Source organism: Croceibacterium selenioxidans (assembly GCF_018599195.1).
Lineage (GTDB): Bacteria > Pseudomonadota > Alphaproteobacteria > Sphingomonadales > Sphingomonadaceae > Croceibacterium_A > Croceibacterium_A selenioxidans.
In genome coordinates this window covers 231,590-250,176 of the sequence record NZ_JAHFVK010000002.1, presented here as the reverse complement: position 1 = coordinate 250,176, position 18,587 = coordinate 231,590, and the positions used below count along the sequence as shown (strand labels likewise).

19 protein-coding genes are annotated in these 18,587 nt (G+C 60.9%); 11 read left to right on the top strand and 8 right to left on the bottom strand.

Annotated elements, in window-relative coordinates; genetic code table 11:
• Positions 1-25 precede the first annotated feature (25 nt).
• From KK137_RS10035 to KK137_RS10020, 4 genes are all read left to right on the top strand, one after another.
• On the top strand, positions 26-1,030 hold the full coding sequence (locus KK137_RS10035; RefSeq protein ID WP_214536304.1) for a nuclear transport factor 2 family protein: 1,005 nt from the start codon (positions 26-28) through the stop codon (positions 1,028-1,030).
• Positions 1,031-1,034: 4 nt separating this feature from the next.
• Entirely contained in the window at positions 1,035-2,441 is a 1,407-nt protein-coding gene (locus KK137_RS10030) for an MFS transporter (protein ID WP_214536303.1), read from the top strand.
• A gap of 6 nt (positions 2,442-2,447) precedes the next feature.
• Positions 2,448-3,281 carry an alpha/beta hydrolase gene (locus tag KK137_RS10025; protein ID WP_214536302.1) on the top strand — a complete coding sequence of 278 codons (834 nt, stop codon included), beginning with the start codon at positions 2,448-2,450 and terminating at the stop codon, positions 3,279-3,281.
• A 175-nt stretch (positions 3,282-3,456) separates the two neighbouring features.
• On the top strand, positions 3,457-4,266 hold the full coding sequence (locus KK137_RS10020) for a CmcJ/NvfI family oxidoreductase (RefSeq protein ID WP_214536301.1): 810 nt from the start codon (positions 3,457-3,459) through the stop codon (positions 4,264-4,266).
• Between the two features lie 44 nt (positions 4,267-4,310).
• Here KK137_RS10020 and KK137_RS10015 read toward each other — a convergent pair whose 3' ends face one another.
• Positions 4,311-4,622 (bottom strand): YciI family protein, encoded by a 312-nt coding sequence (locus KK137_RS10015; protein ID WP_214536300.1) that lies wholly within the window; start codon positions 4,620-4,622, stop codon positions 4,311-4,313.
• A gap of 83 nt (positions 4,623-4,705) precedes the next feature.
• Here KK137_RS10015 and KK137_RS10010 point away from each other — a divergent pair, with 83 nt between their 5' ends.
• Both KK137_RS10010 and KK137_RS10005 read left to right on the top strand, forming a co-directional pair.
• The gene (locus KK137_RS10010; protein ID WP_214536299.1) at positions 4,706-5,905 is read left to right on the top strand and encodes an LLM class flavin-dependent oxidoreductase; all 1,200 of its coding nucleotides are present in this window, start codon (positions 4,706-4,708) and stop codon (positions 5,903-5,905) included.
• A gap of 84 nt (positions 5,906-5,989) precedes the next feature.
• Complete coding sequence (locus KK137_RS10005) at positions 5,990-7,423, top strand: spinster family MFS transporter (protein WP_214536298.1); 1,434 nt, start codon at positions 5,990-5,992, stop codon at positions 7,421-7,423.
• Positions 7,424-7,435: 12 nt separating this feature from the next.
• Here KK137_RS10005 and KK137_RS10000 read toward each other — a convergent pair whose 3' ends face one another.
• Positions 7,436-8,854 (bottom strand): FadR/GntR family transcriptional regulator, encoded by a 1,419-nt coding sequence (locus KK137_RS10000; protein WP_214536297.1) that lies wholly within the window; start codon positions 8,852-8,854, stop codon positions 7,436-7,438.
• Positions 8,855-9,040: 186 nt separating this feature from the next.
• Here KK137_RS10000 and KK137_RS09995 point away from each other — a divergent pair, with 186 nt between their 5' ends.
• The 5 genes from KK137_RS09995 to KK137_RS09975 all read left to right on the top strand — a co-directional run bounded on the left by KK137_RS09995 (position 9,041) and on the right by KK137_RS09975 (position 13,359).
• The gene (locus KK137_RS09995; protein WP_214536296.1) at positions 9,041-9,601 is read left to right on the top strand and encodes a flavin reductase family protein; all 561 of its coding nucleotides are present in this window, start codon (positions 9,041-9,043) and stop codon (positions 9,599-9,601) included.
• A gap of 199 nt (positions 9,602-9,800) precedes the next feature.
• Positions 9,801-11,225: a hypothetical protein gene (locus tag KK137_RS09990; RefSeq protein WP_214536295.1), complete on the top strand. Its 1,425-nt coding sequence runs from the start codon at positions 9,801-9,803 to the stop codon at positions 11,223-11,225.
• Between the two features lie 7 nt (positions 11,226-11,232).
• On the top strand, positions 11,233-12,186 hold the full coding sequence (locus tag KK137_RS09985; RefSeq protein ID WP_214536294.1) for an RHS repeat-associated core domain-containing protein: 954 nt from the start codon (positions 11,233-11,235) through the stop codon (positions 12,184-12,186).
• A 474-nt stretch (positions 12,187-12,660) separates the two neighbouring features.
• On the top strand, positions 12,661-12,918 hold the full coding sequence (locus KK137_RS09980) for a hypothetical protein (protein ID WP_214536293.1): 258 nt from the start codon (positions 12,661-12,663) through the stop codon (positions 12,916-12,918).
• Positions 12,919-12,942: 24 nt separating this feature from the next.
• A complete protein-coding gene (locus KK137_RS09975) occupies positions 12,943-13,359 on the top strand; it encodes a hypothetical protein (RefSeq protein ID WP_214536292.1) in 417 nt (138 codons plus the stop codon).
• Positions 13,360-13,502: 143 nt separating this feature from the next.
• Here KK137_RS09975 and KK137_RS09970 read toward each other — a convergent pair whose 3' ends face one another.
• The 6 genes from KK137_RS09970 to KK137_RS09945 are packed head-to-tail and all read right to left on the bottom strand — an operon-like array spanning position 13,503 to position 18,587.
• A complete protein-coding gene (locus tag KK137_RS09970; protein ID WP_214536291.1) occupies positions 13,503-13,865 on the bottom strand; it encodes a TrbC/VirB2 family protein in 363 nt (120 codons plus the stop codon).
• Entirely contained in the window at positions 13,862-14,860 is a 999-nt protein-coding gene (gene virB11, locus KK137_RS09965) for a P-type DNA transfer ATPase VirB11 (protein ID WP_214536290.1), read from the bottom strand. Before virB11 ends, KK137_RS09970 begins: the two co-directional genes overlap by 4 nt.
• Positions 14,850-15,917 (bottom strand): TrbI/VirB10 family protein, encoded by a 1,068-nt coding sequence (locus KK137_RS09960; protein ID WP_214536289.1) that lies wholly within the window; start codon positions 15,915-15,917, stop codon positions 14,850-14,852. Before KK137_RS09960 ends, virB11 begins: the two co-directional genes overlap by 11 nt.
• Positions 15,914-16,627, bottom strand: a complete 714-nt coding sequence (locus KK137_RS09955; RefSeq protein WP_214536288.1) for a TrbG/VirB9 family P-type conjugative transfer protein — start codon at positions 16,625-16,627, stop codon at positions 15,914-15,916. Before KK137_RS09955 ends, KK137_RS09960 begins: the two co-directional genes overlap by 4 nt.
• The gene (locus tag KK137_RS09950; protein WP_214536287.1) at positions 16,624-17,388 is read right to left on the bottom strand and encodes a VirB8 family type IV secretion system protein; all 765 of its coding nucleotides are present in this window, start codon (positions 17,386-17,388) and stop codon (positions 16,624-16,626) included. Before KK137_RS09950 ends, KK137_RS09955 begins: the two co-directional genes overlap by 4 nt.
• Positions 17,388-18,587, bottom strand: a complete 1,200-nt coding sequence (locus KK137_RS09945; RefSeq protein WP_214536286.1) for a type IV secretion system protein — start codon at positions 18,585-18,587, stop codon at positions 17,388-17,390. Before KK137_RS09945 ends, KK137_RS09950 begins: the two co-directional genes overlap by 1 nt.

Here is an 18,587-nt window from a genome sequence, read left to right as displayed (position 1 = left end):
GTGACGGGCGAGGCGTGAGTTGAGAATGGCCATGCGCGTCGGCACTGCGATCGCCTGCTTGCTAATGCTCGGCGGCACTTCAGCCGATGCGACCTCCGCCGGAGAACCTCCGGCGGAGGTCGCAGGTCATCCTGACCCGCTCGCCTTACTTGACGATCCCGATCCCGTGCTTGCCGCCAACAAACGGCTGGTGTTCGACATGTGGCGCAACGTGGTCAATGCCGGACATGTGGAGGCCGCCGACCAGCTTCTGTTGGAAAGCTACATTCAGCACAGCCCGGTGCTTCCGACAGGGCGTGCGGCCTTCAAGCAGATATTTTCGGCGGTCGAGCGGCGGGATGTGCCAAAGCTTGTCTCGCCCCCAATCGTAAGCATGGTGGCGCAAGGCGATCTGGTGGTCATGGCTCTGCGCGAAGAGCTTCCGGAACCGAGAGGCGATGGACTTTACACCACCACGCACTTCAACCTCTTCAGGGTCGAAGATGGCCGGCTGGCTGAGCACTGGCATTCAGTAGCGGCCGAACCCGGCCCGGGCGTGCTCCCACCGGACCAAGGTGGGCCCCAACTCGTCACCGGCGCCCGAGGGGCAGCCCAGTTGGCTATGCTGGAGGCCACTGATCCGAAGCTAGCGGCCAATAAGCGCTTGGTTTTCGATGCCTGGCGAGAGGTGTTCGAGGCCGGTCGGGAAAACCTGGTCGATATGTACTTCGCCGAAAGTTACGTGGAGCATGATCCCAACGGCCGCTCGGGCAGGGAAGGGCTTCGATCGCGCATCGCCTCTCTCAGCGACGCGCCCGTGCAGTCCTCAATCGAGGCGCCGCTAGTCGCGGTCCTCGCGCAAGAGGACAGGGTAGTGCTGGTGACGGGACGCGAGCACTCTCATCCCCACCGGCCGGGGAAGACCTACACTACGACCGTCTTCGACATGTTCCGAATAACCGACGGCCTGATCTCGGAGCATTGGAGCGGAGCTAGCAAGCCTGGCGGCTCCCTGGGTCCCTATGTCGATCGGCGAGTGCAAGGAGAATGATCCGGTGACTGACATCGCAGCCGCGGCGCCGCTCGACAGTCCGGAGAGCGACATCCGAAAGCCGCTCTATCAGGATGAGCCATGGCCCGATTTGAGCCATGCCTACTACGTGGCCTGGGTCCTGGCCGCGGTGCAGATGTGCGCACAGCTCAACAACGGCGTGATGTCGTTGCTCGTCGAGCCTGTGAAGCGCGACCTGCAGCTCACCGATATGGAAATGAGCTATCTGCTCGGATTCTCCGTCTCACTCTTTTACGTGCTCATCGGCATCCCCGCCGCCCGGCTCGTCGATCGCAACAATCGAAAAACCCTCATGGCCGTCTCGGTTTCGGTCTGGAGCCTGGCGGTCGCGGCTTGCGGGGTGGCGCAGAATTTCTGGCACTTTTTTGCTGCGCGCTTCGGCATCGGAGCCGGGGAGTCGATCAGCGGACCTTTGTCCTACTCGCTGATGGCCGACTATTTTCCCCCTGAGAAGCTTCCACGCGCAATTGCCATCTACAACGTCGGCTTCCAGGGGGGCACCGCCGCCTCCTTGCTGCTTGGGGCGCTGTTCATCCATCTCATGGCCGGCATCCCGCCCATCGAGGTTCCACTGCTTGGCACTTTGCGCGACTGGCAAGTCGTTTTCATTCTGACGGGTTTATCCGGAATCCCCGTCCTGCTGCTGGTGGCCACCATCAGAGAACCGAAACGTCGCGGGCTGAGTATCGAGGCCGTGATGGGCATCAAGCCACGTGGTGCTACGCTGCGCGAAGTCCTTCGTTATCTGGCGAGGAACTGGCGGCTATACGGTCCCATGTTCGTGGGGCTCTGCTTCACCGCGATGCACATGTTCGGTACCGCCGCCTGGAGCGCGGCCTTCTACACACGGACATACGGCTGGGACCCGGCTACTATCGGCATTTATACGGGCCTCCTGAGCCTTGCTCTGGCGGTGCCTGCGCTGTTCGGTGCAGTCTGGCTGAACGACCTCTTCCGCAAGTGGGGCTACGCGGATGCCAACATGCGTGTGTTGGCGATCGGCTTCACGGCTTCAGCGCCATTCATGATCGCAGCACCGCTCATGCCGTCGCCGTGGTGGGCGCTCGCGATGAACGGGATCGGGGCGGCGTTGATGCTCATGGCCGCGCCCTCGCTGAATTCGGCCCTGCAGGTCGTCACCCCCAACGAGATGCGAGGCCAAATCACGGCGCTCTACTTGTTTACGATGACCGCAGTAGGAGGTGGTCTCGGCCCGACGTATTTCGCGTTCCTGACCCAGCATGTGTGGGGTGACGAAATGCTATTGCGCTACGCGATCGCCACTTCCGCGGCGATCTCCTTCCCCATTGCGTCGTTGATCTACTGGCTGGGGGTACGGCCTTATCGCCGGCGAATTCTGGAAATGCGCGAAGAGGGCGCGCCGGTTTGACGCACGATGCCACGATTGTGGGCACTATTTTCGGCGGCCTGCGGGCGGCAGGCGAGCGATTTGAACCGCGGCGAAGCAGCGATCGCGAGAAGCATGATTCGACTTTGGAGGATGAGTGAAATGGCTGAAAAGCGGGGCACGATCGTCATTGTCCATGGCGCCTGGGTAGGCGGCTGGCGCTGGCGCAATGTCGCCGACCTCTTGCGAGATCGCGGCCACCGAGTCTTTACCCCAACGCTGACCGGCTTGGGGGAGCGCGCGCATCTTACCAGCCCGGAGGTCAACCTCTCGCTTCATGCGCAGGATGTTGCCAACCTCATCAAGTACGAGCAGCTCGAGAACGTCCTCCTGGTTGGGCACTCTTACGGAGGCATGCCCATCTCTCAGGCGACGGAGCTCATTCCCGAGGGGGTGATTCAGTCGATCCTCTACATGGATGCCTTTCTCCCTGGAAATGGTGAATCACTGAACGACCTGGTTCCTGGCGAGCCTCACCTACCGCCTGATCCGAACGATTATCTGGTGCCGCCGCCCCGCTTGCTCTTGCAGGGGTTCAACGCCCACATGACGTCCGATGCGAGAGCGTCCTATGAGGAGCGTCGAACGCCGCAATCGGTTTATTGCTTTTCCGACAAGGCAAAACTTACCGGCGCGCGAGAGCGAATTCCGCAAAAAACATATGTGATCGCAACCGGATACAAGAACGACACGTTCGCCCCGGTCGCAGAGCGACTGCGTCAGCGCGACGATTGGCGTGTCGAGGAAATGCCCTTCACGCACGATCTGCAACATGTCGCGGTGACGGAGTCCGCGGACATGATCGAGTCAGCCTTGCCCTGAGGATCTGTAGGTCTGATCGGTGAGAAGCGGGGCAATGTGGGCACTATTTTCGGCCTCGCGCGATCTGCACTCTCCTCAGATAAACAACGGCAAAAGTCGCGGCGGCTCCCGGGATGTCCGCCTCGAAAATCGAGCACCGACCCTAATGGGCGTGGGCTCGCAGGAGAGAGAGCCTTTGAAAAGCGCAACAGCAGATTCACCGATCCGTCCCGCATACGTCGAGAGCTTTATCCGCTATTCGGAACGCGCGGCCGATGGCGGTTGGATCGAGAAGAACGGGTCCTACTCGTTCGAAATGGAAGATCATGCGGCTCTTTTGCGAAATGCCCGACTGGTCGATGCCTCGTTCGATCAACACGGCTTTACGCTGGTCAAACACGCGACAGACGTGGATTTCGCCGACAAGGACGATTTCGAGCAGCGCTATTATCCTGAGGTTTCCCGGCTTGTGCAGAAGCTCACTGGCGCAACCGAGGTCTTTGCTTTCATGGGAATTCTGCGCGGTGGGGAGGACGCCAAAGGGGGTGGGCCTGCTCTAAGTGCCCACGTCGATTTCAATCCTGCAGCGCTTCGCCAGTGGATCGCGCGACTGGTGCCAGACCGAGCCGAAGAACTTGCGGCCAAGCGGCTCGTCAACATCAACGTCTGGCGAGGGACCATTCCAGTCGAGAATTATCCGCTCGCTCTGTGCGATGCCCGGACGGTTGATAGAGGCGACTTTTTGCAAGTGTCGCTGGGCAAGCCCGAGGGAGGCTTCAAGCAGGGAATGCCCGCCGGTCTCAACATGGCCCACAACCCACGACACGAATGGTACTATTTTCCCGATATGCAGCCTGACGAAGCGTTAGTGTTCCGCCTGTGCGACACGGCGGATCCTGACTGGAAGATGACGGGTCACACGGCTTTCGAAGACCCGACCAGCGAGCCGGGATCCCCTAAGCGCCAGAGCTTTGAGGTGAGGACCATCGCGGTCTTCGATGCATGATGGATTCACACCAGACATTGGGCGCCGGGTCGGAGCGGCCGACTTCAACCGGGGGCGGCGCCGGCCGGTGCGCCGATACGGAAGTGAGCTTCCTCAAGTCGGGTGAGCTTCGCCTGTCCGCTGCGCTGCCAAGGATCTTGCGCGAGGCGCTGGCGGACTTCTTCCTCACTGTTGGCGAGAAAGATGAACAGCACCTCTTCCGACTGGGCCAGCAGCCCCGCCATCGCGATGAACCCCTCCTGTTCCAAGCCGCCCATGTAGGCAGCGTGGTCGGCAAAGCCGTCCTGCTCGTGCGCCTGTTTCGAATGGTCCCACATTGCGGTGCGTTCGACCAGGGCTACAAAAGTTTTCGCCATTATACCTTCCTTCCCAAACCACTTGTTGTTTGGATGTAATAGGTAGTCAAGGAAAAGCGCTCAAGTAGTTTCGGAGAATAAAGATGCAGGTTTTTGTATTTGACTGGACGGCGTATTCCGAAAACGTGGATAAATTCCGCGAAAACGGAAAAATGATTCGTCTAGGTAAGAAGCATTTTAATGCAAAAACTGCAGTTGATACATATAAGAATCACGCAGAGGCTTGGCAAGAATTAGAGAGATACGGGTTTGATGGCGTAGCCATCAACGAGCACCACGGCACTCCGTTTGGGCTCGGCAATTCTCCCAACCTCATGGCTGCGGCCCTCTCGCAGCTGACCGAGCGGATCAAGATCCTGGTTTACGCCAACTTGTTGCCGATTCACGAACCCCTGCGCCTGGCGGAAGAAATTGCCATGCTCGATTGCATGACCGGCGGCCGGTTCATCTGCGGCGTGGGTCGTGGCGCTCCCCGTGAATACAAGATCTTCAACGTTCCGATGAGCGAGTCCCGGGGTCGTTTCAACGAAGCGTTCGAAGTGATGCGCCGCGCCTGGACCGAGGACAGCTTTTCGTTTGATGGCGAGTTCTACAAGTTCGACGACGTCTCAATCTGGCCCCGCCCGGTCCAGGAACCCTATCCGCCCATCTGGGTGCCCCTCACGGGTTCGAAGGAATCCATCGAATGGGCGGCGGCGCACGACGCGGCGATCACACCCGGTGTATTCCCCGGACCGATGCGCGAGGATACCATCCGCTATTTTGCGGAGTGTCAGGCTCGTTACGGCCGCAAGGTCGATCCGAACAAGATAAGCATCATGGTCGATTGCTATGTCGCCGATTCTAAAGAACAGGCGGTGGACGAATATGGCTCGCACCTGATGTACCTGTTCAACACCCTGCTGCGCTATGATCAGGTCTGGCAGGAGGATGTGAAGAAGAAGGGCTATTACAGCAGCACGGCGTTCGAGCACTTGCGCAACGGTGCGAAGGGAACGCTGGCCGAGGATGACACCGTGTTCAACGAGTGGAGCATGGACACGGTTCGCGCCGCCGCCGAGAACATGCCGCTCGGCACCGCGGACGAAATCGTCGAGCGGATCATCGCAGAGTGCGACGATGCAGGAGCCAACAATGTCCTGCTAGTGTGCAATCGCGGAGACATTCCGCATGACATGTATCTCAATCAGATCCGGAGGATCGGCGAGGAAGTGTTGCCTCGATTGCAGGCGCACAACGTGACTTTCGTGCCGCACGCTCAGTTCGAGCAGGCAGCCAGCTAATCGGGCGGCTCCCGCCGCGAAGCTTGTCCAGACGATCCGCACTCCTCGGGATGGAGTGCGCGTTCGCGAGTGGGGGACCTTGGGATGTCAGTCGTAGGATCAGTCGAGAACGCGGGCGGTGCGGAAGCCGAACTGCATCCGTTGCTGAGGGCCGGCTACAAGCGTTGGGTCGTGTTCGTCTTGTTGCTGGTGGCGATCTTCAATTTCGCCGATCGCGCGATTCTTTCGGTGTTGGCCCAGCCGATCAAGGAAGATCTACAGCTCACCGACACCGATCTGGGAATTCTGCAGGGACTTGGCTTTGCCATACTCTATTCGGTTCTGGGTGTGCCGCTGGGGCTGATGGCCGAGCGCGTTACGCGAACCCGGCTTCTTGCTGCCTGCATTGCAGTCTGGTCGGCAATGACGGTGGCCTGCGGATTTGCGACCAACTTCGTCACGCTGCTCCTAGGTAGAGTCGGCGTTGGCGTAGGCGAGGCGGGAGCCCAACCGATCACGAATTCGCTGGTCTCCGACCACTTCCGTCCCGGTCAGAGGGGGTCGGTGTTCTCGCTCATCCTGCTCGGCTCTCCCCTAGGCTTTCTTCTGGGGCAGTCGGTGGGTGGCATCGTCGCGAGCGAGTGGGGCTGGAGAAGCGCCTTCTACATTCTGGGCATACCGGGAGTTCTAGTGGCGGCGCTGGTATTGTTCACTCTGCGAGAGCCCCCACGAGGGCTTGCCGAGGGTCCGTCAAAGCGAACCTCCGCGCCGGCCCCTTCGCTGGCGGAAGTCCTGCGCTACCTTTTTCGAAAGCTGGCATTTCGCCACCTCTTGGCTGGCTTTGTCATCGCCAGTTTTACGATGAACGCGATCGCCAATTTCGTGCTTCCGTTCTACCTGCGCGGCTTCGCAGTGCCATTGGCGACGCTTGGCGTGATGTTCGGTCTGGTGAGCTTTTTCTCCAACGGGCTCGGGATGCTTCTCGGCGGATTCGGTTTCGACGCGCTGGGAAAACGTGACTTGCGCTGGGCCATGTGGGGACCTGCATTGGCGCTGCTTGTTTGCGTTCCGATCTACTTTGGCGCCTTCATCAGTCGGGAGATCCACGTTTCCCTCGCCTTCATCTTCTTCGGCAATCTGGCTCTCGCGAGCTTCATGGCCCCGACCATGGCGACGACACAGAATATGGCGGGCCCAAGAATGCGGGCGACCACGTCGGCCGTCACGGCGCTGGCCATCGGAATACTTGGGGCCGGGCTTGGACCCACTGTAGCCGGAATTTCGAGCGACTTTCTTGCCGCGCGCTTCTTTGAAGGAGGGGATTTCCTTGCCAGTTGCCCAGGTGGGCGCGGGAGCGATGGAGTGGGCACGGCTCTCGATGCAGCTTGCCTCGCTGCATCGACCGATGGTTTGCGGTATTCGCTGATCGGTCTGCTGGTCATGTTCCTCTGGGCCGCGCTGCATTACCTGCTGGCGGCACGCCATCTGCAGAAGGATCTCTATGATCCAGAGGCAGAGACACAGGGCAGCCCCGCCTGAAGGCGAGGAGCCCTAGATTGGCCGGTTTCGGCTCATCGCCAGCATAACCTGCGAAGACTCGCCCTTGGCCCATTCGAGCCAGGCCTCGTCGTGAGGGTCCGGCCGGTCGAGCAGCATGCTTAGCAGATCGAAGTAGTCGGTCTGGATGCTTACCGGCAGACGCTCCGCCAGGAACGGATGGAAGCGCGCCTCGTAGGCGGCCAGGCAGCGCGAGAAGAGATCGATGATCGGGCTTTCGGCCAGGTGGGAAACGTGTTGGACGAGGCGCAGCAAGTCATATCGATCGATCGGATCCTTGCGCTGGGCGCGCGTCAGAAGCTCTCGGAGTTGTGCACGTTGAGCTGGCCCCGCGCGGTGCACGGCCAAGGCCGGTATGAAGCGATTGAGCTGAAACAGAATAGTCCCGGCGGCCTTGGGATCCATCTGATGGCTGATGAGGAATGCCAGCATGAGCCGGATGCCGCCGGTGCCGCGAAGATCTCGGACCACCAGTCCGTTACCCCTGCCGCGACGGCATTCGACGAGGCCGCTGTCTTGTAATTGACGGATCGCCTGGCGCAGAGTTGCGCGACTGACGCTGTAACGTTCGCACAAGTCCCATTCGGAACCCAGCCGTTCACCCGCCCTGCCATTCCTTGAGATATCGGCCGCCAGCCGTCGAGCAACCAAGATCGCAAGCGTGCGGTCATCGTCCTGACGGCCGGCTTCGATCACCGGCCGCGCAAGCTGGCCCTCGTCATCGCGCAAATACCGGGCAAGGTCCCGATTGAGCGATTGCGCGTGCACCATCGCGGTGTCCGCCTCCCCAAGCATGAGCGCCTCGTCCAAGAGCGTCACATGACGCGTTGCCGAGTCCCGCCAAGCGCCTGCGGCGGGAAACCCGGCAAACTCCAAGGTGAGGTCGTTTAGGCAGGTGACGAACAACTGCACTACCGGTTCGCCGCTCATTTGCGCCAGCGTGCACCGGACCCGCAAATGCCACTGCAGGCCTTCCGCATCTTCGAGCGAAGTGAGCAAGTGGCTTGGGGCCGCTCGCTGATATTCCGAAGCGGCGAGGCTAGCGGCCATCAGGTCAACCGCTTCGCGGGCATCGAGCAGACTGTCGCTAGTCACACTGATCGCGCGGAAGTAATTGGTCAGTTCGGTCGCAATTGTGTCGACGTCCGGTTGAGCTACGATGAAGCCGCCACACGGGCCAGGGCGCAATCGACCTAGCCCCCTGCGTTCCAGCAGCGCTACACCTTCGCGAACGGCCGCTCGTCCGACGGAATAGCGTTCGGACAGTTCGCGGAGCGAACCCATGGCGCCACCGGCGGGAACATTGTTCGAGACGATGTCGTCCTCAATGCGGCGCGCGAGCCGGTCGGCAAGCCGAGCGTTTGCGGCATCCTCACTTGTCGAGGCAGTATAGATTTTGTCTGCCGTCTTCATGCGATCCTCTCCGCCGGATTGAACCGGTCGGCGGGGTGATATGCAAGCTCAAAGCGTTCGACTGGCAACTATATTTTTTCAAGCGAATGTGGCCACTATTTTGCAGCTGCAGCTGCTGTCATTCTGGTGCCGAACGCTCCTAATTCTTGGCCTCTGGCAAGACAGGAAATTGCGCGTCTCGAGTGCATGGAAGGCCGTTTCAGATCTATGTCGAATGAACCGGTCGGGGATGTCGCGGCAAAATCCTCGGGAAGATCCGAACCCGCCAAAGTCGCAGAGCTTCGCCAAGCGCTTCGCAGACTGGGCGGGGGTGTGACGATCGTCGCGACGATCGACGACGATGGCCGACCCTGTGGTCTCATGATGACGTCCGTGATGTCTCTCAGCTTCGACCCTCCTTCGATGCTGCTTGCCATCAATCGGTCCGCGTCCGCGCTGCCCTCGCTGATCGAGCGGGGGCGATTCAGCATCAACCTGATCGGCGTTGGCGATGAGGAGATGTGCTCGGCCTTTGCTGCTTCGGACAAGGGAAGCCGGTTCGCTTCAGCGAGCTGGAAGGTAAACGGTGCCGGTGTTCCTGTTTATCAGGATGCCATTGCCACACTCGTTTGCGAGATCGATGATGCTCAGACTTTCGGCACCCATGTAATCATCCGCGGACTGGTACTTACCGCTAGCTGCTCGGAAAAAACGGAAGGCCTGGTCTATCTGAATGGCCAGTTCTGCCGCGCCCAACCAAGAGGTTGAGCATCGCTCCATCCCCGCGCGCAGCTGATCCGAAACATACCCTCAAAATGAAAGGCGCCGGACCGGGTGGTTCCCCGTGCCGGCAGAGGAAACAGACCCATGATACCCTACGTTCCTCCGACCCAAGACCGGCGAACTTTCGAGTTGGAAGTCAGAAGCTGATGCCCCATCCGCCTGGGGATCTGCGTTTTCGATCTTTTTGACCGTCGAGACCACCTATGATGGACTAGGGCGCAAGACCAAGGAACTCACCAGAGGTTCCGATCTGGCTGCCGCTTCACTCACCCAATACAGCTACGATCTTGCCGGCCACCTCACGTGCACCGCGGTTCGTATGAATCCTGCGATCTATGGCTCGCTGCCGGCGAGTGCGTGCACGCTGGGTACGGAAGGCAGTCAAGGTCCCGACCGGATCACCCGCAACGTTTATGACGCGGCGGGCCAACTGCTGCAGGTGCGCGAGGGCGTTGGGACCACGATCGAAGCGGCCGATGTCACTTATTCCTATACGCCTAACGGCAAGCAGGAATACGTGATCGATGCCAATGGCAATCGGGCGAAGCTCGAATACGATGGCTTTGGCAGGCAGGTGAAGTGGATCTTTCCTTCCCCAACCAAACCGACTGCGTTTAACCCGGCGACGCAAGCGACAGCGCTTGCAACGGCCGGCGCGATTAACGCGGCCGATTACGAACAATACGGGTATGATTCGAACGGCAATCGCACCTCGTTGCGCAAGCGCGACGGGTCCACGCTGAGCTATCTGTTTGACGCACTCAACCGGATGACGAAGAAGACTGTTCCCGAACGTTCGGGGCTGGCTGCGACGAATACGCGTGATGTCTTCTACGGGTATGACTTGCGCAGCTTGCCGACCTACGCCCGGTTCGACAGCGCGAGCGGTGAAGGCGTCAGCTACAGCTATGACGGGTTCGGCAACCAGCTGAGCGAGACGAGCACGATGGGCGGGACCACGCGAACGGTGAGCGCAGGGTTCGATGCGGTCGGCAACGTCATCGGCCTCACATATCCCGACGGCAAGTATTTCGAATACAATCGCTATGCCACGGGTGAGCTTTCATACGTGAGCTATGACGGGCACTACCTCTTCCGTCAGTCGCTCGACAATGCTCGCCGGCCGAAACAGATTTTCCGGCTCGACACCACGAACACGACATGGAACTTCCCCACCACGTTCGCTTATGACGCGGTCTCGCGGCTCGGTTCCGTGGCGCACGACTTCGCCGGGATCAGCAACGATGTGACAACCAGCTTCACCTACAACCCGGCAAGCCAAATCGCAGCGCAAACGCGCGACAACGATCTTTATGCCTGGACCGGCGGAGCCAACGTCAATCGTGACTATGCGGCAAACGGCCTCAATCAGTATACGACGGTATGGGGCTGGGCTTACGCCTATGATGCCAACGGCAACCTCACCTCCGATGGCAACCAGACCTTTGCCTACGATGTCGAGAACCGGCTCGTAAGCCGCAGTGGCGGGAGCACTACCGCGACGCTCATACGACCCGCTCGGGCGGCTTTACGAAGTCACCGGCAGCGCGACCGGAACCACGAGGTTCCTATACGGTGGCAGCGACCTCATCGCCGAGTACGACGCTAGTGGCACGATGCTGCGGCGCTATGTCCACGGCTCTGGCGCAGGCGACGATCCCCTGGTGTGGTTCGAGAGCGCCAGCGTCGCACATGGGGCGCGGCGCGATCTCTACGCCGACGAGCGCGGCTCGATCGTGGCGGTGAGCAATTCGATTGGCGGCGTGATCAACCGCAATACCTACGACGAGTACGGCATTCCGGGCTCAACCAACGCCGGCCGGTTCCAGTACACCGGACAGGCGTGGATTCCGGAACTGGGTCTGTATTACTACAAGGCCCGGATGTACTCGCCCACCCTCGGGCGGTTCATGCAGACCGATCCGATTGGGTATGAGGATCAATTCAACCTCTACGTTTACGTGGGGAATGATCCCGTTAATAAGCTGGACCCTAGCGGGAATGAACTAGTTGCGGCAGGAGTGGGCGCTGTTGTCGGAGGAATCGTTTCAGGAGGTTTCGAGGTCTATGACCAAGTCTCGAGTGGAAAGGATGTGAACTGGGGCGACGTCGGCAGAGAGGTTGCATCCGGCGCAATAGGTGGCGCAGTGACTGGGCTAACGGGTAATCCGGCACTAGGTGGTGCGGCTCAGTCAATTGCGACCGACGCGTTTAACGGTAAGGCACCAAACGTCCAGAATACTCTGGCAGGCGCAGCCAGCGGATACATCGGCGGCAAATTTGGGGATCGCGTCACTCGCGGCCTCGTGGGCAACCAACGATTTGGGGCAATGACGGCCCGCCGCGAAATCTCTGGAATCTTGAGCAGAAACGGTAAGGTTGCCTTGCGATCTACAGAGAATTTTCGCGAGGGAGCGATTCGTGTGACGGGTCGGGTCACTGGTGAGGGTGCTGCAAACAGGATTGTGCCAAGTGGCGATGAGATTCTAGTAATCGCAAGACGCCCAGCTTCAGGCTTTTCTGAGCTGATCCGCGGTTGTCTTGGACTATGTGATGGGAAAAGGGACTGATGGTAGCCAACTGGAACAGCTGGGCATGGATCCGCAAATGTCTTTCTCAGATTGCTTTTGGCTTCTTGTTTGGCGGCGCCCTTGGCACAATTAGCGGCTTGCTCGCGATTGGAGAGATCAGTTTAGCTTATGCTTTGAGGGGTGCAGTAGCGTTTGCGCTATGCGCTCTGGTCATATCTCTTATTGTAACAATATTTAGTTCTCCTGAGACTTGAGGGGCCGCCCCGTATCGAATGCTGACCGCGCACGAAGCTTGTTTCGCGCATCGTACGCGATTTCACTTGATGCCGAGGATTGCGGAAGTCGATTGACTGAAAAATAGTAGGGACCTCACCCGAACGATGGCGCCGGGGTGCCATGATTATTTGTCCGCGCCCCAATTTTAGCGCGGGTTGGATTGCTGGAGGAGGAATAATGTTCCTACGGATAGGTTTAGGTGTGGCATTGGCGGCAGGATTGTGGGCCTCATCTGCCATGGCCGGCGAGACCACCACATACACTTACGACGCACGTGGACGCCTGGTGAAGGTGGTTCGCGACAGTTCGAGCAGTGACGATTGGGCGGTAGACATCACCTACGACGCTGCTGGAAATCGCACGAACTATACCTCGACGAACACGACCACGCCAGGCGGTAATCCGCCCGGTGGTGAAGAGACGCCCGGTTCGCCGACCTATTCCGTTCAATACCGATTTAACGGACGGTTCTTCGTTTCGCTTGTGAAGAACTGAGTCTGCCAGGAACGCGAACGCGCCATGACGCCCCTGGCCGCGGGTTTTCCAGTGCACACATTTTTAGATCAATGTTTAGGGGGGAATTTCGTGAAAAAATTCATTAAACTGCTCTGCTTCTTTATTTCGTTATCTGCAAGTTCGTCGGCATTTGCGGCCACCAGTTGCTCTGGAACAATTAGCAATTCTATCCTATATAATGACGGACAAGTTTCTGTCCGCGCGAGTTGGCGTAATGATTATACGACGATCTGTAACCTTAAAAGCACCTGGCAGGGCATTACTCCGGACATTTGCGCAGGTTGGCTGGCGAAGGTAGATGCCGCGGTGACCTTCAATAAGCCGGTCACGGCTTATTATGCTGCGGATTTGGTGTGCTCGGCTCTTCCGACCTACGGTTCGTCTGTCGCACCTGCCTATATCATGTTGGTTGCATCGTAGCCTGGCGAGACCTCGGTCCCGACGCCCTCTGGCAGGGCTCGGGCGTCACCTTGATGGGGCTAGTGTCATCGACGCCCGCTTTTTCATGTCGAATTAGGCGACAGAGTTGCCTCAAACGTGGCGGCCGGTCGTCCCTCGATATATCACTCCACCCGCAGTGAGGCTCCCGCGTAGGGATCATAGTTGGCGGGCGGCAAAGCGGGTGGTGGGGGCGTAGGCTCAGCGTGAGGTTCGATGATTGCGGGGGTTGGTGCTGTCACTTCCGCCAGCCCGCGCAGGGCTCCAGCCATCGCTGGAGCGCCCAGCAGAACAAAGCACCCGATAGTTACGCTAACCGCGTTACGAACCGGCAGGCGTCCCGCCATCAGCAGCAGTCCGACGAACGCCACTGCGATCACACAAAGACCGATCGCCAGGCTGCCGAAAAGTGTCCCGCTCACCCAATCCGAGGCTGAGACAAGTGTCGAGCTTGGTGGGGCATCGAACAGCGAGGGCGCGATGGTCATGGCCGATCGGCCTTCACCAACACCTGGGTGACCTTGCGCAACCCTGACCGCCGTTCGAGCTGCACGAAAACGTCAATGCTCTGGCGTACATAGTGGCGCACGTCTTCTCGGGTCAGACGCGAGCCAGCCTGAAGGACCAGCAGGGCCAGTTGCTCGACCGCGCGCGAAGGGCTGTCGGCGTGGATGGTGGTCATGGAGCCGGGGTGCCCGGTGTTGATCGCGCGCAGGAAAGTGAACGCTTCTGCCCCGCGCAGCTCGCCGAGGATGATGCGATCGGGGCGCATGCGCAGCGAGGCGATTAACAGGTCCTCGGCGCTGACTTCCGCCTCGCCGAGCGCGCTGCGAGCGGCGAGGAGGCCGATCGAGTTCCGATGTGTGACCTCGAGTTCGGGCGTGTCCTCGATCAGAACGAGCCGCTGGTCGCTCGGGATTTCACGCAGGAGGGCGTTGAGGAAAGTCGTCTTGCCGGTCGAAGTCCCACCGGAAACCAGGATGTTGCGCCGCCTCTGAACAGCATTCTGCAGAACGCTCCGAATGTCGGCGGGAGCGACGGGGACGAGCAGTGCCTCGCGATCGAATGTGACCACCTCGGTGCTAGCTCCGTCGAACGCGCCCGCTTCTTCGTAATCACCCAGCGAGGGGTTGGCCGCGACATGCCGGCGGATGGCCATGACGTGGCCGCCGCGGGTGGCCGGAGGGGCAGCGATCTGCACACGCGAGCCGTCCGGAAGGTTGGCGGCGAGAAGGGGGTGCTCCCGATTGATGCCTTGTGCACTAGCTGCCGCAATCTGGCGCGCGAGACGAGCCAGGACGGGTTCGGTCAAAGCGGGGCAGGGGTGGCACTCGATCGAGCCGCCGAGCGCTTCGACCCAGACCTCCTGCTCGCGATTGACGTAGATGTCCGTAACGTCGCGCCGTTCCAGCCAGGCACCCAGCGGCGCAAGCAGGTTACCGAGATAATACCCGGCGGCCGGAGCGAGGTTGTCAGCGGTCAACGGTCGAGAAATCCAGATCGCGGGCGACGAAGACCGAGACGCTCGATCCCTGCTCGACCTTCAGGGTACGCTGAACCTCGGACTGCTGCGCTGCTTGAGCAGTCACCTGCTGTGTGCTTCCCGGGAGGGCGACGATTACCGCCTGATCATCGGTCACCGCGCGGGTTGCAACGCCCACACCGATGTCGAGCACCGACTGCAGAATGGCGCCGCCGTATCGGGCGAGGAAATTGCTGCTGACTTTGCCGCGAACGCCAGTGCGACCGAGTGGATCAGCGGCCGGGGAATCGAGATCGATCACCACCGCGTCAGGTCTGGTCAGGCGATGCCACTGGACCAGCGCGCGGCGTTGGCCGGCGGACAAGTCGGAAGTGTACTCACCATAGATCCGGCTGCCGCGCGGGATTAGCACCCGGCTTCCGTCAAAGCTCTTCACGTCGCGCGAGACGATTGCCCGAACCGCACCAGCTCGCGTCGAGTCGAGCGCGGTTTCGAGCACGGCAGCGATTACGGTCCCTTGCGGTACAGTGAGAGAGGGATTGCGCAGGCGGCCGGCGGTCACCCTATCCTTGCTGTCCTCATTCGCGGCAACCGAGGCTTCCGCTTGAGAAGAATGTTCGATCACCGCCGGCATGGCGGGGCGCTGGGCGAACTGAGGCAAGGGTTCGGGGAAGACCTGTGGGGACGGCATCAACGGAGCGGGTTGCTGCACGATCCGGTTGACGATCTGAGGGCGCGATGACGCGAGCGGATCGGTCACAGGTCCCCGCATCATGCGCAATGGGCTATCGCCTTGCTCGAACTGCGGCTCGTACCACGTCTGCGGCAAAGCAAGTGGGGGCGGGGCGCTGATCATGCCGCCAGCCTGTGCGGCCGGGAGCGCCGTGGCCGCGATCATCTCTTGGCGCCGCGAGTTGAGCGCGTTGAACAGCAGGAGGCCGCCGAACAGCAACCCGCCGCCGAATAGCCAGAGACCGAGATTGCCGGGCGTGGCAGTGCGGACCACCGGGCGGATATCTGCAGTCGGCTCGGCGGCGCTTGATGCGGTCTCACTCATCGGCCGCTTCCAATCCGGCGGGCCCGCACGCGTAGCTTGTCTATGCGGAAAACGAGTTCGCTGTAGACGCGATCGATGGTGAAAACGCCCTCGCGCATATAGCCATCGACGACCTCTTCCTGGCCCGAGGCTCCGATGCCGAACACCGCTGGGAGCGATTGATTGGCGGCCCACTCGATGTAGGTTCGTTCGCCATCGTCGCCCATCCGCGCCGGACGCAGGGTTTGCTCGCCCGAGAGGCGGTAGGTGCCGGTCCATTGCGACGGGTCAGAGCTCGGGCGCGTCATGCCCGGCGTGTACGCGGGTGTTGGCAACTGTGGTGACCCGACAAAGCGCACGACATAGGCGGCGGCCAGACCCTGGCCGGTGTCGAGATCGAATTCATAGCGCCGCTGAGCGCCCTCGACGAGCAGCGTGGCGCTGGCGTCCGGCCTGAGAGGCAGGATATTAAGGCTGTCGCGAGCGGCCGTAATCCGCACTTCGAACGCGCCCTGATCGGAGAGCACGACCCGGCCAATACGATCGCCCGGCATGAGCATGACGGTGAGGTTGGCACCGGGGAAAGCAACTAACCGGACTGGTCGCGAGGGATCGTAGGCAACGGTTTGCAACCGCGGGTCGTCGACACCGGGAATGGGCGCAATCTGCGCGAGGACTCCCGAACTCAAGGTGGCGGCCAGAGCTCCCAGAACTTTGAGCGCCGCTCTCATGGTACGGGCGTTTCTGCAGCACGTGAAAGCTGCGCAGCAGGGAGCCGCGGCGCCGACGCAAGGTCTGGCGCAGCGTCCTCAGGCAAGGTCTCGGCATCGCGGCGATAGCGGGTGACCTGGAAACCTAGCGGATTGGTGAGCCTATCCTCGGCGCTCATATCGGCGTCGGCAAACTGGTAGGTGAGGATGGCCTGCCAGGTCTGTGCAACCTGGGGGCGACCGCCTGGATCGGTGCGGATGGTCGAGAAGCGCACCATGGCGGTATTCGCGGACAGCGAAGAGACGCTGCGGATCTGTACGTCGACGGTTGCGCGGCGCGGCAGGCTGGCGAGAGGGCTCGCGGGGTTGCCGGCGTTCATCTGAGCCAGATAGCGTGTCCGCGCTTCACCGGTCGACCACAAGCCCACGCGGCGATAGCTTTCCTGCAGACTGTCGGCGTCGAAACTCTCTCGCGCGATCACATACTGCACCAGGAACGAGCGGGTGAGGGCGACGTCGGCTGTGAGGCCGTCGTTCTCGAGCGGCTTGAGCGGTTCGACATAGCCCGTCTGCCGATCAACGAGCAGGGTGTAGGGGACGTCACGCTTCAACGGGACGAGTGCGACGAGAGCGAATGCCTCGACGAGCGCGATTGTCCCCGCCACACCCGCGGCGATCCAGGCCAGGCGTAGCGAGCGGTTGGCCGCGCGCTGGCGATCGTGCGACCAACTCTCAGCTTCCTGGAAATATGCATCGAGGCGCGCGTTGCTCATATCGTTCATCAGTGATTATCCCGTCGGCGCTGGGCCGATGTATCGCGTCGCAAGTTTCTGCGGTGGCTGCTGCCAAGGGGTTCGATTGTGGACGTCCCGGCCTGTCCCGAGGCCGGTAGCAATGCAGGGCCCGAGGCCATGCCGATCTGGCGCATACGGTCGCCTCCGCCAGCAGAGATCTCTTCGCGCCGTATCTGCGTGGCGATGGCTTCGCTTACAGCCAAAGCCCGCGAGTGCGCGGCGATCTCGGTGTACCCTCCCGCTGTGAGCGCTGGCGTTCCGACCTGGGTGAGGGACATGTCGCGCGCGAAGGCTGGCAGGCGCACCGACCCGGTGTTCTGGAAAGCGACCTTTCCCAGCAGAAACAGCAGCCCTGCGGATGCGATCGTGAAGGCCAGGACGAGCGCGAGCAGTTCGGTCGGTGCCGTGGGCGTCGCATAGCCGAGATTACGGCGGCTGAGCACGTCGGCGAGCCAGGGCTCCATCACGGCAAGCTCTACCGATAGCAGTACGGTGAAGCCGAGCGATCCCAGCGCGACGAGCGCAAGCCCGCGCACCCACCCGACAAACAATCCGCGCGAGAAGTCGAACAGAAGAAGACCGGCGATCAGCGGGGCGAGGGCCAGCAGCAAGCCGCTAGCAATCCGCAGTAGCGCGATGGGTCCTATGGTTGAAGCGAGGTATAGCGGACGCGACCAGCCAAGAGCCGTTTCGTCAGTAAGAGCGATCGAGCGGAAACCGCTTGTTGCCTGGCTCTCAAGAAGTTGACCGGTCTGACGCCCGGTGCCGGTGTAAGTCAGAGAAGCAATTCCGCTATCGAGCGCCTGCAGCCGTTCGGCGAACCCGGCGCGCGGGCTGGGAAGGGTCGACGGCATGATCGAGGATGCCACCTCTGCAGGACCAAATAGTACCGTGTCGTAGGCAAGCGTACGCCAGGCGGGCCAGCTGACCGCGAGCGTGAGCACAATTCCGACCTTGAGGACCGCATTGACCAGGTCGCGAGGACCCTCGTCAGATCCGAACAACAACCGGATGCCGTAGAGTGCGATGAATAGCGTGAGCAGCGCGCTCAGCATTACCGACGCGGGCGACCCTGTCTGCGCCAGCGACTGGAACCCGAAACTGCCCAACGTCTGCGCTTGGCAGTCGAGGTGGCTCAGCGTCTCGACAAGAAACCTGTCGCCAGTCGTGACGGTGGGGCAGGGCAT

Coding starts and splice junctions, on each gene's coding strand:
- KK137_RS10005 (WP_214536298.1), top strand. CDS start 5,990: ATGTCAGTCGTAGGATCAGTCGAGAACGCGGGCGGTGCGGAAGCCGAA.
- KK137_RS10015 (WP_214536300.1), bottom strand. CDS start 4,622: ATGGCGAAAACTTTTGTAGCCCTGGTCGAACGCACCGCAATGTGGGAC.
- KK137_RS09980 (WP_214536293.1), top strand. CDS start 12,661: ATGGCCGGCGAGACCACCACATACACTTACGACGCACGTGGACGCCTG.
- KK137_RS09975 (WP_214536292.1), top strand. CDS start 12,943: ATGACGCCCCTGGCCGCGGGTTTTCCAGTGCACACATTTTTAGATCAA.
- KK137_RS09960 (WP_214536289.1), bottom strand. CDS start 15,917: ATGAGTGAGACCGCATCAAGCGCCGCCGAGCCGACTGCAGATATCCGC.
- KK137_RS10010 (WP_214536299.1), top strand. CDS start 4,706: ATGCAGGTTTTTGTATTTGACTGGACGGCGTATTCCGAAAACGTGGAT.
- KK137_RS10035 (WP_214536304.1), top strand. CDS start 26: ATGGCCATGCGCGTCGGCACTGCGATCGCCTGCTTGCTAATGCTCGGC.
- KK137_RS09970 (WP_214536291.1), bottom strand. CDS start 13,865: ATGACCATCGCGCCCTCGCTGTTCGATGCCCCACCAAGCTCGACACTT.
- KK137_RS09955 (WP_214536288.1), bottom strand. CDS start 16,627: ATGAGAGCGGCGCTCAAAGTTCTGGGAGCTCTGGCCGCCACCTTGAGT.
- KK137_RS10000 (WP_214536297.1), bottom strand. CDS start 8,854: ATGAAGACGGCAGACAAAATCTATACTGCCTCGACAAGTGAGGATGCC.
- KK137_RS09945 (WP_214536286.1), bottom strand. CDS start 18,587: ATGCCCTGCCCCACCGTCACGACTGGCGACAGGTTTCTTGTCGAGACG.
- KK137_RS09995 (WP_214536296.1), top strand. CDS start 9,041: ATGGAAGGCCGTTTCAGATCTATGTCGAATGAACCGGTCGGGGATGTC.
- KK137_RS09950 (WP_214536287.1), bottom strand. CDS start 17,388: ATGAACGATATGAGCAACGCGCGCCTCGATGCATATTTCCAGGAAGCT.
- KK137_RS09985 (WP_214536294.1), top strand. CDS start 11,233: ATGCTGCGGCGCTATGTCCACGGCTCTGGCGCAGGCGACGATCCCCTG.
- KK137_RS10025 (WP_214536302.1), top strand. CDS start 2,448: ATGCCACGATTGTGGGCACTATTTTCGGCGGCCTGCGGGCGGCAGGCG.